The organism is Streptomyces sp. ITFR-6, from assembly GCF_031844725.1.
Lineage (GTDB): Bacteria > Actinomycetota > Actinomycetes > Streptomycetales > Streptomycetaceae > Streptomyces.
Genome location: NZ_CP134612.1, coordinates 325,716 through 339,710, shown reverse-complemented (window position 1 = coordinate 339,710; position 13,995 = coordinate 325,716). Strand labels below are relative to the sequence as shown.

Here is a 13,995-nt window from a genome sequence, read left to right as displayed (position 1 = left end):
CCCGGCAGGACCGGCCGGCCGGGGGCCGCCCAAGCCCTGTCCGGGGCCGCCCAGCCGTACCCGTTTGGCGGACACGCCAGCGCGCCGGATGGCTCCTCCGCTACGCCAAACTGGCCGCCGAATGCCGCGATTCAGGCGCGGCGGAGGAGGTTGGCCATGGCCATTTCGATCTCACTGGTGCTGCTTCTGCTGATCCTGGCGGTGATCTTCCTCCGCAACGGCGGACTGAAGATCTCACACGCGCTGGTCTGCGGTCTGCTGGGGTTCTTCCTCGCGGGGACGAGCATGGCGCCCACCATCCAGGAGGGCCTGACCGCCACCGCCGACGTCGTGAGCAGCATCAGGCCCTGACCCCGCCGCCGGTCCGGTGGCTCCGCCCGGCCTGACCCCGCCGCCGGACAGCGCCCCGAGCGCCGCGGCCAGCCGGTCCCGGGCCTCGGTCTGGGCGGCGATCCGCGCTTCGAGGACCGCGAGCCGCTCGCGGGCGATCCGCAGCCCTTGCGGGGAGGGCAGGGCGGCGGCGACATCGCCGTCCAGGCAGGGCAGGAACGCGCGCACGTCGTCCAGCGTGAGCCCGGCGGCCAGCAGGTGGCGGATGTTCCGGACCCGGACGACCGCGCGCGCCTCGTACACGCGGTATCCGTTGGCGGCCCGCCGCGAAGTGATCAGCCCGGCCTGCTCGTAGTGGCGCAGCGCACGCGCGGTCGTCCCGGTGAACGTGGCCAGTTCGCCGATCAGCACGCCCACCACCTCCCCGTTCACTCCTATCACGCGACCACCGCACCGCCGTCGACCGGGAGAACCGCACCGGTGATGAACGAGGCGTCGGGTGAGGCGAGATACGTGATCGAGCGCGCCACCTCCGCCGGGGTGCCGCGCCGGCGCATCGGCGTGTGCGCCAGCTGCCATTCCCGCAGCGCCGCCAACTGCTCGGGCGTCAGCCCCTGGTGTTTGCCGATCGGGGTCCCGATCGCACCGGGCGCGACCGCCACGACGCGGATGCCGCGCGGCGCGAGCTCGACCGCCCAGGTGCGGGTGAACAGCTCCATGGCCACCTTGGTCGCCGCGTGGACGGAGCCGCCCGGCCACCCCCGCTGTCCGATCGACGTGCTGATGTTCACGATGACGCCGCCGGAGGCCTCCAGCAGCGGCAGCGCGGCTCGGGAGAGCAGGAGGGGCGCGACCAGGTCGGTGGCGATCTGCGGCTCGACGATCTCGGGGGTCACGGCGTCGAGCGCGGCGCTGCGGACCACGGCGGCGTTGTTGACCAGCACATCGAGCCGCCCGTACGTCTCCCGCGCGGTGCGGACGATCCGCTCGGGCTCACCGGGGCCGGTGATGTCGGCCACCAGCGGCACGATCCGGTCGTGCCCGGCGGCGGTCTCCTCCAGCGGGCCGGGGCGCCGCCCGATGACGAGCACGGTGGCGCCCTCGGCGGCGAAGGCGTGGGCGGTGGCGCGGCCGATGCCGGTCCCGGCTCCGGTGATGGCGACGACCCGGTCGGCGGAAGATGTGGAAGGTGCTGAGCTGCTGTTCATGCGGCAATCGTTCAACCCCGCCGCCAATGGCAAGGTCAAGCAGCGGCATGGAAACGCGCACCTACGGTCCCGTACAGCCTCATACGTACAGGAACATTGAAGTTTCGGTCGGTTGGTTACCTTGTGCGGCCGTTCGGGGGCCCTGGGCATTCGGGTATGAAACGGTCCGGTGGGGTGCACAGCAGCGCGTACCGTATCCCCGTCCGGCGCGGCAACGGCTGCCGGGCGCCGCACCGAGCCGGGACCCGGAGAACGCAGCCATGTCATTGCCCCCACCCGGACGCGAACCGGGCGCCGTGCACCACGAGCACTGCCGCAGCAGCCGCTGCTGCCGTTGCCAGCAGCGGCCCTGGGCGACGGTCGTCGGCCTCGAACGGCTCTGCGGACTGTGCGCCTCCTGCTGCCGGGAGTGCGGCCGGGCACCCGCCCCGCATCTGGACGGGCTGGACCACGGACTGTGCGGCGACTGCCGGGGCCTGTGCAACCGCTGCCGCACCCCGCTGACCCCGGACGGGGACTGCCAGTGCCGGAAGTGGCAGCGGCCGGGCGCCGACCCGGTCGGCTACCTCCTGCACGTGCTTCCGCAGCCGCTGATGAGGGAGTTCGGTCCCTGCTATCCGGCCGAACTCGTCGAGATGATCCACCGGGAGCTCGGCCGGCGCAGCCCGGACCAGCTCCTGGACCGAGTGGAGCGCCGGTGGAACGCGCGCTGGGCCCACACCCTCCAGGAGAAGGACGAGGACGGCGGGCGCCGCTGGCCGCCCCTGGAGATCGCCCGGCACCTGCTCGGCCCGTCCTTCTGCGAGGACCCGCGGTGCGAGGACGGCCGGCTGATCCACACCGACACCGCGTGCCCCCGGTGCGGCCGGGCGGCGCACCGGTTCGTGCCCGCCCAGGCGGACCGCAGGGCGACCTCGGAGCGGGCCAGGAGCACGGCCGCCGAGATCCGGCGCGAGCTGCTCGACCGCCGGACCGGCGCGCGGCGCCGAGCGGGCGGAGCGCGCCGGGGCGGCGGGGGATCCGGCAACATTGCACGGCCGTGAAGCATCGATGAAACACCGTGCATTTCCATGGACACCTCAAGGGCCTCGGCTTAGCGTCGGGCGGCGGCGCGACCCCCGTCCCGACCGAGGAGCCCGATGTCCCCGCTGTTCCCGTTGTCCAGAAGCGGACCGGCCCGTGGGCCGGCCCTGATCCTCGCCCTCTGCGCCACCGCGCTCATGGTCGCGGGCTCACCGGCCGCGGCGGGTGAGATCCCCCGCGCACCCGGACACCGCCTGGTGAGCGACTACACGGGCGCACCCGCCACGGCTTCGCCCGTCCCCGGGCAGGCTCCGCCGCAGCACCCCTTCCTCGCACCGAACGGCCGCAGCGGCATGCACGCCGATGCGGCGGGCAGCGGCACCCACCCGTACTCGGGGCCGCTCGGCCGCGATCCCCGGGTCAGCAGCGAACAGATCGCCCCGCTCGGCGGCGAATGCGCCACCGCCACCTTCGACGCGGCGGGCCGGCTGATCACGGTGTGCGGCACCTTCACCGGGTTCCTGCTCAAACTGCTCGACCCGCGCACGCTCGACACCCTCGCCGAATACGCGCTGCCGCAGCGGTCCTCGACCGTCGAGGCCATCACCCGGCTCGACTTCTCGAAGATCTTCAAGGACACCTCGGGCGGCGCCTACTTCTACCTCGACGACCAGGACCGGGTGGTCCTCGCCGACTCCCGTCAGCACATCCAGCGCATCGCCCACGAACAGGCCCCCGACGGCAGTTGGCGCTTCGTCGTGGACGACGACTGGGACCTCACCGCACAGGTGCCGCACGACTGCGTCAGCTGGACCGACCTCTACCCCGGTGGAACGTGCGATCCCGTCACCTCCGTCATGCCCGACTGGCAGGGCCGAATCTGGTGGGTGACCCGGCTCGGCAGGGTCGGCACGGTCGACCCGCGGACCTCCGCGATCCGCTCCACGCAGCTCCCGGGGGAGGAGATCCAGAACTCGTTCTCCGTCGCGGAGGACGGTGTCTCGATCGTCACGGACCACGCCCTCTACAGCTTCGCCGCCTCGGCCGACGGCACGCCCACGGTCCAGTGGCGGCAGACGTACGACCGGGGGACCGGCACCAAACCCGGCTCCGTGAACCAGGGTTCGGGCACCACCCCGGACCTGTTCGGTGACGGCGACGACTACGTGGCCATCACCGACAACGCCGACGACCGGATGAACGTCCTCGTCTACCGGCGCGGCCTCGGCGTGCCCGACGGCCAACGCCTCGTCTGCGAGGTCCCGGTCTTCGGCTCCGGAGCCTCCACCACCGACAACTCCATGATCAGCTGGGGCAACAGCCTCGTCGTCGAGAACAACTACGGCTACGAGAACCTCACCTCGCTGCTGCTCGGCCGCAGCGTCGTCGCCGGAGCCGCCCGCATCGACGTACGGCCCGACGGCAGCGGCTGCGACACGGTGTGGGAGAGCGCCGTCCGCTCGCCCTCCACCGTGCCGAAACTGTCCACCGCGAACGGCCTGCTCTACTTCTACGAGAAGCAGCCCAACAGCCTCGGCATCGACGCCTGGTACCTCACCGCGGTCGACTTCCGCACCGGACAGCGCCGTTGGACGAAGCTCACCGGCACGGGCCCCTCGTACGACAACAACTGGGCGCCCGTCACGATCGGTCCGGACGGCACGGCGTACGTCGGTGTGTTCAACGGCATCGTGGCGGTGCGGGACGCCGGCTGAATCCCCGGCCGGGGGTGCCCGGTTCCCGATCAGCCGCCCACCAGCCGCGACCGGATCAGGAACCGCACCCCCTCCGGGGCCTCCAGCGAGAAACCGCTGCCCCGGCCCTCCACCACATCCACGATCAGCCGGGTGTGCGCCCACACCTGGGACTGGCTCCTCGACATCCAGAACGGAATGCGTTCCGCCACCCCGTCGACCCCCAGCGAGGCGAGCAGTACGTCGGAGCCGCCGGTACGGAACTCACCGTCCTGGTAACACATCGGTGCGCTGCCGTCGCAGCAGCCGCCCGACTGGTGGAACATCAACGGTCCGTGCAGCCCGCGCAGCCGTCGCAGCAGATCGGCGGCCGCAGGCGTGAGCTCCACCGGCGGCGCGTCCTCGGCGCTCATGGCCGCACCCTCTCGCATCGGTTCACGGACCGGCCTCCCTCCGGGCACCGCGCGGATCGCGGTACGCGCATGGCCCCCATGCAACCCGGCCGGACGTTGCGGCGGGGTTGCGCGGACCGGGAAGCGGCCCCTCAGCCCACCGCCGCCCAGGCGTAGCGGTGTTCCGGGCGGCCGGTGTCCCCGTACTTCAGCGTGAGGCTGATCCGGCCCGAGCCCTCCAGGTACTTCAGGTAGCGCTGGGCGGTCGAGCGGCTCAGTCCGGCCCGCGCGGCGACCTCGTGCGCGGACAGCGGCTCACCGGCCGCCGACAGGACCTGGCGGATGACATCGGCGGTCGGCGCCGAGTGCCCCTTGGGGAGCCCGGCCGCGGCGACGGACTCCGGCGTGCGCAGCGCCCCGAAGATCTGGTCGACCTGCTCCTGACCGGCTTCCCCGCGGCGGCTCTCCACACCCTCCAGGGTGCGGCGCAGCGTCGCGTAACTCTCCAGCTTCGAGCGCAGACCGCCGAAACTGAACGGCTTGACCAGGTACTGCAGGGCGCCGTACCGCATCGCGGTCCGCACGGTCACCACATCACGGGCCGCCGTCACCATGATCACGTCGGCCGGATGGCCGATCTGGTGCAGCTGACGCACCAGCGTGAGCCCCGTCCGGTCCGGCAGATAGTGATCGAGCAGGATCAGATCGACATGCTCGCGCTCCAGGACGGACAGCGCCTGCGCGGCCGTGTGGGCACGGGAGACGACCCGGAAGCCCGGCACCTTGGCCACGTACGCCGCGTTGATCTCCGCCACCCGGAAATCGTCGTCCACCACCAGAACGTCAATCACTGCACCCCTCCGACTTCGGCTCGCTGCCGGACGGCGAGCGCCTCCGGCAGGACGACGGTGAAGACCGCGCCGCCACCGGCCCTGGCCGTGACTCGGGCCGCGCCGCCGTAGCGCTCGGCGAGACGGCGCACCAGCGCCAGTCCGAGCCCCCGCTCCCGGTGGGCCGGGGACTCCTTGGTCGACCAGCCCTCGGTGAAGATCTGTTCCCGCATCGCGACGGGCACCCCGGGCCCGTTGTCGCTGACCCGCAGGACCGCCGTGGTGCCCTCGGCGAACAGTTCCACCTCGACCAGCGTGGCGGCGTCCAGGGCGTTGTCGATGAGATTGCCCAGTACGGTCACCAGATCGCGCGGATCCACCACCACATCGGGCAGCCGGGTCGCGGGGGAGACCAGCAAGGACGCGCCGCGCTCCGCGGCCACCGCGGACTTGCCGACCAGGAGCGCGGAGAGCAGCGGATCGTTCACCCGCTCCGCGACCTGCTCGGCCGAGGCCCGGTGCCCGTCAGACACCTCGGTGACGAACTCCACCGCCGCCTCGTGCCGGCCCAGCTCCAGCAGACCCAGCAGGGTGTGCAGCCGGTTGGCGTGCTCGTGGTCCTGGGCCCGGAGCGCGTCGAGCAGCCCGTGCGTGGAGTCCAGCTCGCGGCCCAGCAGTTCGAGCTCGGTGCGGTCGCGCAGCGTCACGACGGCGCCGCCGTCGCCGGTCGGCATCCGGTTCGCGATCAGCACCCGCCCCCGGCAGACGGTGAGCAGATTCGCGCCCTCGACCCGGCCCGCCAGCACCTCCGCCGTGCGCCCCGGCGGCAGCACGTCGCCCAGCGCCCGGCCGACGGCGTCCGGGGTCAGCTCCAGCAGCCGCTGCGCCTCGTCGTTGAGCAGCCGGATGCGCCCGCGTGCGTCGAGCGCGAGCACCGCCTCCCGGATGCTGTGCAGCATCGCCTCCCGCTCGTCCAGCAGCGAGGAGATGTCGGCGAAGGCCAGTCCGTGGGTGTCGCGCTGGAGGCGGCGGGAGACGACGAGCGCGGCCAGCACCCCCGCGGCCAGCGCGGCTCCCGCGTACTGCAGGAGCACCGGAATGGTGGAGAGCAGCCCCTGCCGGACGCTCTTGTACGCGATGCCCACCGAGACGGCTCCGACCACGGTGCCGGTCCGGTCACGCAGCGGGACCTTGGCCCGCGCCGAGCGCCCCAGGGTGCCGATGTCGATCTGCATGATCTCGCGGCCGGCCAGCGCCGTGCTCGGATCGGTCGAGACGCGTTCGCTGATCCGGGCGGTCTCGGTGTGCGACCAGCGCACTCCCCGGGTGTCCATCACCACGATGTACAGCGCCCCGGTGGCGCGCCGGATCCGCTCCGCCTCTGCCTGTACGGGCCCGGACGGATCGGGCCGGGTGCTGAGCAGCTGGTCCACCAGGCCGGGTTCCGCGGCGGTGGTCTGGGCGATGGACAGGGCCCGGCGCATCGCCTGGTCGTCCAGTTCGTGGCTGAGCGGGGCGAGGAAGAGCCCGGTGACGAGCATGACCACCCCCGTCGTGATCGCCACCTGGGTGACCAGGACCTGGGCAAAGACACGGCGGGGCCAGTGAATCCGCATGTCCGTGTCCTCTGCTCTCCCGCGGTCCTCGATCCGGTACTCCGATCACGCTCGGTGTAAACGCAAGGTAAACGGCGCCGGCCCCGCTGCCTAGCCCTCGTCTTCGCTTCGTTGTACGGGAGTGAGCACAATGAGCAGAACCACGGGTAACAGGCAGAACCAGGAGTTGTGAGCGCAAGGCTCCCGCCGCTGCCGGACCGCCCCTAGCGTCCCGCCCCATGAACAGCGAACTGAGCCCCGCCATCGAGCTGCGGGGGGCAAGCAAAGCGTTCCGGACTCCGTCGGGGGCGCTCCACACCGCCGTACGGGATCTGGACCTGACGATCGGCAGGGGTGAGTTCGTCGCGGTCGTCGGCCCCACCGGCTGCGGCAAGTCGACCACCCTGACCCTCATCAGCGGCCTTGAGGAGCCCACAGAGGGAGAGGCACTGGTCTCCGGCGAACCGGTGCGCGGCATCGGTGACAAGGTCGGCTTCGTCTTCCAGCAGGACGCGGTCTTCCCCTGGCGGACCGTCCTGTCCAACGTCATGGCAGGTCCCCGCTTCCGGGGCGTGCCGAAGGCGGAGGCCAGGGAACGCGCACGGGCCTGGCTCGACAGGGTCGGCCTGTCCTCCTTCGAGGACCGCTATCCGCACCAGCTCTCCGGGGGCCAGCGCAAGCGGGTCGCACTCGCGGCGACGTTCGTCAACGACCCGGAGATCCTGCTGATGGACGAGCCGTTCTCGGCCCTCGACGTGCAGACCCGGGCCCTGATGTCCGACGAACTGCTGGAGCTGTGGGGCGGCACCGGAGCCTCCGTCGTCTTCGTCACGCACGACCTGGAGGAGTCCATCGCGCTCGCCGACAAGGTGGTCGTGATGACCGCGGGCCCGGCCACCGTCAAGGAGGTCTTCGAGATCGGACTGCCACGTCCGCGCAAGGTCGAACAGGTGCGGCTGGAGCCCCGGTTCCTGGAGATCTACCGGGAGATCTGGTCCTCGCTCGGTGAAGAGGTCCGCATCACCCGCGAGAGGGGTGCGGCCGATGCTGCCTGAGACCGTCACCAAGGACGCCGCCGTGATCCCGGCCGGCCGGACCGAGGCCAGGGCGCGGGCCGCCCGCAACCGCAGGATGCTGGTGCTGGCCAGCCGGATCGCCGTGCTCGTCGCGGTCGTCGGGCTGTGGGAGTGGCTGGCCAGGACAGCCGTCATCGACCCGTTCAACTTCTCCATGCCGTCGAAGATCTGGGAACAGATCCGTACCTGGGTGACCGACGGAACCGCCCAGGGCTCCCTGTGGGAACAGATCTGGTACACCCTCTACGAGGCGCTGCTCGGCTGGGTCATCGGCGTGATCGCCGGAGTGCTGTTCGGTATCGCGCTCGGCCGGGTCCGCTTCGCAGCCGATGTCCTCGGCCCGTACATCAAGGTGCTCAACGCCCTGCCGCGCATCGTGCTCGCCCCGATCTTCCTGATCTGGTTCGGCCTCGGCCCCGCGTCGAAGGTCGCCTCCGCGGTCGTCCTGGTGTTCTTCCCGGTCTTCTTCAACGCCTTCCAGGGCGCCAGGGAGGTCGACCGCAACCTCGTCGCCAACTCCCGCATCCTCGGCGCCAGCAACCGGCAGGTCACCCTCCAGGTGGTCATTCCGTCGGCCACCTCGTGGATCTTCACCAGCCTCCACGTCAGCTTCGGCTTCGCGCTGATCGGCGCCATCGTCGGTGAGTACATCGGCGCCACCAAGGGCCTCGGGCTGCTGGTCGCCGCCTCGCAGGGCACCTTCAACGCGGCGGGCGTCTACGCAGCCATGGCCATCCTCGCGGTCGTCGCCCTGCTCGCCGAGGGGCTGCTCACCTTCCTGGAGAAGAAGCTCTTCCGCTGGAAACCGGCCGACGCCGACACCGCGCGCTGACCCGAGCCCTTCTCCTTCCTCCGTGACACCTCTTCCCCTCCCGGGAACCCTCTTCACAAGGACGTGAACCAGATGCGTATGTCCCCACGGATCCCGGCCCTCGCCGTCGCCGGAGCCCTCGCCGCGGCGAGCCTGACCGCCTGCGGCGGAGACTCCACCTCCGCGTCCGGCGACAAGAACGACAGCGTGAAGATCATGGTGGGCGGCCTCGACAAGGTCATCTACCTGCCCGCGATGCTCACCGAGCGGCTCGGCTACTTCAAGGACGAGGGCGTCGCCGTCCAGCTGCTGACCGAGCCCGCCGGCGTCCAGGCGGAGACCGCGCTGGTCTCCGGCGACGTACAGGGAACCGTCGGCTTCTACGACCACACCCTCGACCTCCAGGTGAAGGGCAAGCACATCGAGTCGGTGGTCCAGCTCTCCCAGGCCCCGGGAGAGGTCGAGATGGTCTCCAACAAGGCGGCGGGCGACGTCGGCTCGGCGAAGGACTTCAAGGGCAAGAAGCTGGGCGTGACCGGCCTCGGCTCCTCGACCGACTTCCTGACGAAGTACCTGGCCGTGAAGAACGGTGTGCAGACCAGCGAGTTCACGCCCGTCGCGGTCGGAGCCGGCCAGACGTTCATCTCCGCGCTCCAGCAGGGCTCCATCCAGGGCGGCATGACCACCGACCCGACCGTGGCCACCATCCTCGACAAGAAGCTCGGCAGCATCCTCGTCGACATGCGGACCCCGGAAGGCTCCAGGAAGGCGCTCGGCGGCCTCTACCCGTCCGCCAGCCTCTACATGCAGACCGAGTGGGTCAATGCCCACAAGCCGACCGTGCAGAAGCTGGCCAACGCCTTCGTGAAGACCCTGAAATGGATGTCGACGCACAGCGCCGACGAGATCGCCGCGAAGATGCCGGCCGACTACGCACAGGGCGGCGGCGCGGCGCTGTACGCGCAGTCCATCAAGAACACCCTGCCGATGTTCACCACGGACGGGGTGATGCCCCCGGACGGACCGGCCACCGTCGAGCGGGTCCTGAAGGCCTTCAACCCCAACCTCAAGAACGCGGACGTGGACCTGGCCAAGACGTACACCACGGAGTTCGTGAAGAAGGCGCACTGAACAGGACGGAACCGGCTCGCGCCCGTACGCCTTCGCGTGCGGGCGCGGCCACGTACCGGCAGTGGCGGCCCTGCGGTCGTCGGTTATTCGGCGGCGGTCTCACCGGCCGGCCGGTCCGGCTCCAGCGACGCGGCCGGAACCGTGGCCGCGGAACCCCGCCGGACGGCGTTCACCACGGCCTCGTGCAGCGCCCGGCTCTCCTGCTCGGAGGAGCAGGGAACGGGACTGCCGGACATGGTGAACCAGTCGGCCGCATCGGTGTACTGCACCGTGATCTGTGCAGTGTCGTCGGCCCATGTGGTGTGGACGGTCAGATCGCCGGACAGCGGCCCGACCTCCTCGGTGAGCACGCCACCGTGCCCCGAATACACTCCGCGAGTCGTCCAGGACGCCCAGGTCATTCTTCCAGGCTCGCACCAAAACGCCCGGATCGCGACCCGCGGGAGGCAATATCCCTTGGCGCGTCTGGGGAATCGGGCCCTGCCGCCTCGCTGCTCCGTCGCCCGGGGCTCCGGTGTCGCGGACGAGCGGGTCCGGACCCGGAACACGGTTGATCGGGTGACTACGACCCGTCACCCCACATGCCGGAGCCGCAGGGCGGTTAGGCATGCCGGCATGACATACGACCCCCGACCGAAGAACACCGGATTCCTGCGCGCCCACCGCCTCCGTGCGGCCGGCGCCGCCTGCGTCGTCCTGACCGCGGCCCTGCTCACCGGCTGCGGCCAGGACAGCGGCAGCACGTCGACGAAGACGGAGACCTCCGAAGCCGCGCGTGCCGTCCCGGAGCGCACGACCAGCCCCTCGCCCAGCCCGAGCGCCTCCCTCACCAAGGACCAGGAGAAGCGGAAGAAGCTGCTGGCCTCCACCAAGATCACCTTCGACAAGGCGGTCACCACGGCTGAGGGCGCCGTCAAGGGCGGCAAGGTGACCGAACTCGACCTGAAGGGCCCCGGGAAGTCGGACGACGACACCGACGCGTCCGCCTCGGCCTCCGCGTCCACCTCCGCGAGCGCGTCCACGAGCGCCTCCCCGACCGGTGCCAGCTCCTCACCGAGCGGCTCCAGCGCCTCCCCCTCCGCCACCGGCCCGGAATGGGTGGCGACCGTCGTCACGAAGGACGGCACCGAGCACACCGTGCGCATGGACGCGGTCACCGGCAAGGTGCTCCGGTCCGTCGAGGACCCGGACCAGGACACGGAGGACAAGAGCCGGACGGCCGAGCGGATCGCCAAGGCCACCCGGACGCCGCAGCAGGCGGCCAAGGCCGCGTCGGACAAGGCCAAGGGCACCGTGACCTCCCTCGAACTGGACGAGAACGACAAGGACGTCCTCGTCTGGTCGGTCGACGTCGTGGCCAAGGACTACAAGGAGACGACGGTCGACATCGACGCCGCCAGCGGTTCCGTCACCGGCGAGGACGTCGACAACGACTGACCCGGCTCCGGCACGGCCTCACACACGCCGCGCCCCCGGTCCGCACGGACCGGGGGCGCGGCGCCTGTCGTCCGGTCACTCGGCCGGTACGGACTCCGGCCGCGCCCCGTCCGCCGCCGCCGGATCGAACTGGGTCCGGTACAGCTCCTCGTACCGTCCGCCCGCGGCCAGCAGCTCGCTGTGCGTACCCCGCTCCGCCACCCGGCCCTCCTCGATGACCAGGATCAGGTCGGCCGCCCGCACGGTGGAGAGCCGGTGGGCGATCACCACGGCGGTGCGTCCCTCCAGCGCCTCGGCGAGCGCCTCCTGCACGGCCGCCTCCGAGGTCGAGTCCAGGTGCGCGGTCGCCTCGTCAAGGATCACGACGCGCTGTCGGGCCAGCAGCAGCCGGGCGATCGTCAGCCGCTGGCGCTCACCGCCGGAGAGCCGGTAGCCGCGCTCACCCACCACCGTGTCGAGACCGTCGGGCAGCGAGGCCACCAGCTCGTCGAGGCGGGAACGGCGCAGTGCGTCCCAGATGTCGTCCTCGCTCGCTCCGGGCTTGGCCAGCGTGAGGTTGGCGCGGACCGACTCATGGAAGAGGTGCCCGTCCTGGGTGACCATGCCGAGCGTCTCGCGGATCGACTCGGCGGTCAGATCACGTACGTCGACGCCGTTCAGCCGCACGGAGCCGGAATCGGCGTCGTAAAGCCGGGGCAGCAGCTGGGCGATCGTCGACTTGCCCGCACCGGAGGAGCCGACCAGGGCGACCATCCGGCCGGGCTCGGCACGGAAGGAGACCTCGTGCAGCACCTCCGTACCGCCCCGGGAATCAAGGGTCCCGACCTCTTCGAGGGAGGCGAGGGAGACCTTGTCCGCCGACGGGTAGCCGAAGGACACCCCGTCGAACTCCACCGAGACCGAACCGTCCGGCACCCTGCGGGCATCCGGCTTCTCCGAGATCAGCGGCTTCAGATCGAGGATCTCGAAGACCCGCTCGAAGCTCACCAGCGCGCTCATCACCTCGACCCGGGCACCGGCCAGTGACGTCAGCGGGGCGTAGAGGCGGGTGAGCAGCAGCGCGAGCGACACCACCGCGCCCGGCTCCAGACTCCCGCGCAGTGCGTAGTAGCCGCCGAGCCCGTAGACGAGCGCGAGAGCCAGCGCGGACACCAGGGTGAGCGCCGTGATGAACGTCGACTGCGCCATCGCCGTACGGATACCGATGTCCCTGACCCTGGAGGCGCGCGCGGTGAACTCGGCGGACTCGTCGGCGGGGCGCCCGAAGAGCTTCACCAGGGTCGCGCCGGGAGCCGAGAAACGCTCGGTCATCTGGGTGCCCATGGCGGCGTTGTGACCTGCGGCCTCACGCTGCATCCGGGCCATCCTGGAGCCCATCCGCCGCGCGGGCACGACGAACACCGGCAGCAGGACGAGCGCCAGCAAGGTGATCTGCCAGGAGATGGTGAGCATCACCGTGAGGGTCAGCAGCAGGGTCACCAGATTGGAGACCACACCGGACAGGGTGTTGCTGAACGCCCGCTGCGCCCCGATGACGTCGTTGTTGAGCCGGCTCACCAGGGCTCCGGTGCGGGTCCGGGTGAAGAAGGCGACCGGCATCCGCTGCACATGGTCGAAGACCGCTGTGCGCAGGTCCAGGATCAGCCCCTCGCCCAAGGTGGCCGACAGCAGCCGGGTCAGCAGCCCGAGCCCCGCCTCGGCCACGGCGATGACGGCGATCAGCAGGGCCAGCCGGGTCACCGTGCCGGTCTCCTTGCCCTCCACGATCGCGTTGACCACCCGGCCGGCCAGCACCGGCGTGGCCACCGCCAGCAGGGCCATGACCACGCTCAGTACCAGGAAGCGGTACAGCTCACGGCGGCGCGGCCGGGCGAAGGCGCCGATCCGGCGCACGGTCGCCCGGGAGAAGGGCCGGCGGTCCTGCTGGGCGTTCATCGCACTGTGCAGCGACGACCACGCCGTGACTTCCATACTCATGCGTGCCTCCGGGAACGAATCGATGCTTCCGTCGGCCGGACACGGCCAGGGGCGCGGACAGAACGCTAAGATCTCAAGTTGACTTGAGGTCAACCGCTCTCTCCGCGCCCGGCGCAGGATCTCATGCCCCGTCCGGCGGACCGGCCCGCGAGCACACCCGGAACCGGGTACCGCCCGGAACGCCCACTCCCCGGTGCCGCCCACGGCCCGGACGGCGGACCACGTAGAATCGGCCCCTGTTTCCGGCCGAACGATGGCATACCCAACCGATTGAGGCAGTTCGACGTGAGTTTCACAGACAGTTCCGAGGCACCGATCTACGCCGGTCTCGTGGAGGAGCACGGGGACGTCCTGGCGGAGGTGCGCCGAGTGGCTGAGGAGACTCTGCGCGAGGCCGACCTGGCCGTCGACTTCAGCGATGTACGCAGGTCCGCGGCGTATCGCTGACAGCTGACCGGCCCCGTTCCGGCAGCAGCACGCCCCCTCCCCGC

General features: G+C 71.0%; 14 protein-coding genes and 1 pseudogene. 8 read left to right on the top strand and 7 right to left on the bottom strand.

Annotated elements, in window-relative coordinates; all coding sequences use genetic code 11:
- Positions 1–156: 156 nt before the first annotated feature.
- Complete coding sequence (locus RLT59_RS01320; protein ID WP_024489726.1) at positions 157–351, top strand: hypothetical protein; 195 nt, start codon at positions 157–159, stop codon at positions 349–351.
- Between the two features lie 30 nt (positions 352–381).
- Here RLT59_RS01320 and RLT59_RS01315 read toward each other — a convergent pair.
- Positions 382–741: pseudogene (locus RLT59_RS01315) on the bottom strand (MerR family transcriptional regulator); the annotation flags it as partial.
- 26 nt (positions 742–767) lie between these two features.
- A complete protein-coding gene (locus tag RLT59_RS01310; protein WP_311301630.1) occupies positions 768–1,538 on the bottom strand; it encodes an SDR family NAD(P)-dependent oxidoreductase in 771 nt (256 codons plus the stop codon).
- A 260-nt stretch (positions 1,539–1,798) separates the two neighbouring features.
- Between RLT59_RS01310 and RLT59_RS01305 the strand changes: the two genes are divergently transcribed.
- Positions 1,799–2,581 carry a hypothetical protein gene (locus tag RLT59_RS01305; RefSeq protein ID WP_311301629.1) on the top strand — a complete coding sequence of 261 codons (783 nt, stop codon included), beginning with the start codon at positions 1,799–1,801 and terminating at the stop codon, positions 2,579–2,581.
- Positions 2,582–2,677: 96 nt separating this feature from the next.
- Positions 2,678–4,276, top strand: a complete 1,599-nt coding sequence (locus RLT59_RS01300) for a hypothetical protein (RefSeq protein WP_399124622.1) — start codon at positions 2,678–2,680, stop codon at positions 4,274–4,276.
- Between the two features lie 29 nt (positions 4,277–4,305).
- Here RLT59_RS01300 and RLT59_RS01295 read toward each other — a convergent pair whose 3' ends face one another.
- From RLT59_RS01295 to RLT59_RS01285, 3 genes are all read right to left on the bottom strand, one after another.
- Complete coding sequence (locus tag RLT59_RS01295; RefSeq protein ID WP_311301628.1) at positions 4,306–4,668, bottom strand: DUF779 domain-containing protein; 363 nt, start codon at positions 4,666–4,668, stop codon at positions 4,306–4,308.
- A 131-nt stretch (positions 4,669–4,799) separates the two neighbouring features.
- A complete protein-coding gene (locus RLT59_RS01290) occupies positions 4,800–5,498 on the bottom strand; it encodes a response regulator (protein ID WP_311301627.1) in 699 nt (232 codons plus the stop codon).
- A complete protein-coding gene (locus RLT59_RS01285) occupies positions 5,495–7,093 on the bottom strand; it encodes a sensor histidine kinase (protein WP_311301626.1) in 1,599 nt (532 codons plus the stop codon). The genes RLT59_RS01290 and RLT59_RS01285 overlap by 4 nt, the downstream gene beginning before the upstream one ends.
- Positions 7,094–7,311: 218 nt before the next feature.
- Here RLT59_RS01285 and RLT59_RS01280 point away from each other — a divergent pair, with 218 nt between their 5' ends.
- From RLT59_RS01280 to RLT59_RS01270, 3 genes are all read left to right on the top strand, one after another.
- Entirely contained in the window at positions 7,312–8,127 is an 816-nt protein-coding gene (locus RLT59_RS01280; protein ID WP_311301625.1) for an ABC transporter ATP-binding protein, read from the top strand.
- Positions 8,117–8,980, top strand: coding sequence for an ABC transporter permease (locus RLT59_RS01275; protein ID WP_311301624.1), 864 nt, complete (start codon positions 8,117–8,119; stop codon positions 8,978–8,980). The genes RLT59_RS01280 and RLT59_RS01275 overlap by 11 nt, the downstream gene beginning before the upstream one ends.
- Before the next feature lie 72 nt (positions 8,981–9,052).
- Entirely contained in the window at positions 9,053–10,090 is a 1,038-nt protein-coding gene (locus RLT59_RS01270) for an ABC transporter substrate-binding protein (protein WP_311301622.1), read from the top strand.
- An 83-nt stretch (positions 10,091–10,173) separates the two neighbouring features.
- Here RLT59_RS01270 and RLT59_RS01265 read toward each other — a convergent pair whose 3' ends face one another.
- Positions 10,174–10,491 carry a hypothetical protein gene (locus tag RLT59_RS01265; RefSeq protein ID WP_311301621.1) on the bottom strand — a complete coding sequence of 106 codons (318 nt, stop codon included), beginning with the start codon at positions 10,489–10,491 and terminating at the stop codon, positions 10,174–10,176.
- Positions 10,492–10,705: 214 nt separating this feature from the next.
- Here RLT59_RS01265 and RLT59_RS01260 point away from each other — a divergent pair, with 214 nt between their 5' ends.
- A complete protein-coding gene (locus RLT59_RS01260) occupies positions 10,706–11,527 on the top strand; it encodes a PepSY domain-containing protein (RefSeq protein ID WP_311301620.1) in 822 nt (273 codons plus the stop codon).
- A gap of 75 nt (positions 11,528–11,602) precedes the next feature.
- Here the strand turns inward: RLT59_RS01260 and RLT59_RS01255 are convergent, their stop codons facing one another.
- Positions 11,603–13,504, bottom strand: coding sequence for an ABC transporter ATP-binding protein (locus RLT59_RS01255; RefSeq protein ID WP_311301619.1), 1,902 nt, complete (start codon positions 13,502–13,504; stop codon positions 11,603–11,605).
- A gap of 285 nt (positions 13,505–13,789) precedes the next feature.
- On the opposite strand from RLT59_RS01255, the gene RLT59_RS01250 reads away from it, so the two are divergent.
- A complete protein-coding gene (locus RLT59_RS01250) occupies positions 13,790–13,951 on the top strand; it encodes a hypothetical protein (protein WP_199884365.1) in 162 nt (53 codons plus the stop codon).
- Positions 13,952–13,995: the final 44 nt, after the last annotated feature.

What these genes read in the sequence shown, in the direction of transcription:
- RLT59_RS01260 (WP_311301620.1), top strand. Translation starts at nt 10,706, where the DNA reads ATGACATACGACCCCCGACCGAAGAACACCGGATTCCTGCGCGCCCAC.
- RLT59_RS01280 (WP_311301625.1), top strand. Translation starts at nt 7,312, where the DNA reads ATGAACAGCGAACTGAGCCCCGCCATCGAGCTGCGGGGGGCAAGCAAA.
- RLT59_RS01305 (WP_311301629.1), top strand. Translation starts at nt 1,799, where the DNA reads ATGTCATTGCCCCCACCCGGACGCGAACCGGGCGCCGTGCACCACGAG.
- RLT59_RS01275 (WP_311301624.1), top strand. Translation starts at nt 8,117, where the DNA reads ATGCTGCCTGAGACCGTCACCAAGGACGCCGCCGTGATCCCGGCCGGC.
- RLT59_RS01320 (WP_024489726.1), top strand. Translation starts at nt 157, where the DNA reads ATGGCCATTTCGATCTCACTGGTGCTGCTTCTGCTGATCCTGGCGGTG.
- RLT59_RS01265 (WP_311301621.1), bottom strand. Translation starts at nt 10,491, where the DNA reads ATGACCTGGGCGTCCTGGACGACTCGCGGAGTGTATTCGGGGCACGGT.
- RLT59_RS01310 (WP_311301630.1), bottom strand. Translation starts at nt 1,538, where the DNA reads ATGAACAGCAGCTCAGCACCTTCCACATCTTCCGCCGACCGGGTCGTC.
- RLT59_RS01255 (WP_311301619.1), bottom strand. Translation starts at nt 13,504, where the DNA reads ATGAGTATGGAAGTCACGGCGTGGTCGTCGCTGCACAGTGCGATGAAC.
- RLT59_RS01270 (WP_311301622.1), top strand. Translation starts at nt 9,053, where the DNA reads ATGCGTATGTCCCCACGGATCCCGGCCCTCGCCGTCGCCGGAGCCCTC.
- RLT59_RS01300 (WP_399124622.1), top strand. Translation starts at nt 2,678, where the DNA reads ATGTCCCCGCTGTTCCCGTTGTCCAGAAGCGGACCGGCCCGTGGGCCG.
- RLT59_RS01285 (WP_311301626.1), bottom strand. Translation starts at nt 7,093, where the DNA reads ATGCGGATTCACTGGCCCCGCCGTGTCTTTGCCCAGGTCCTGGTCACC.
- RLT59_RS01295 (WP_311301628.1), bottom strand. Translation starts at nt 4,668, where the DNA reads ATGAGCGCCGAGGACGCGCCGCCGGTGGAGCTCACGCCTGCGGCCGCC.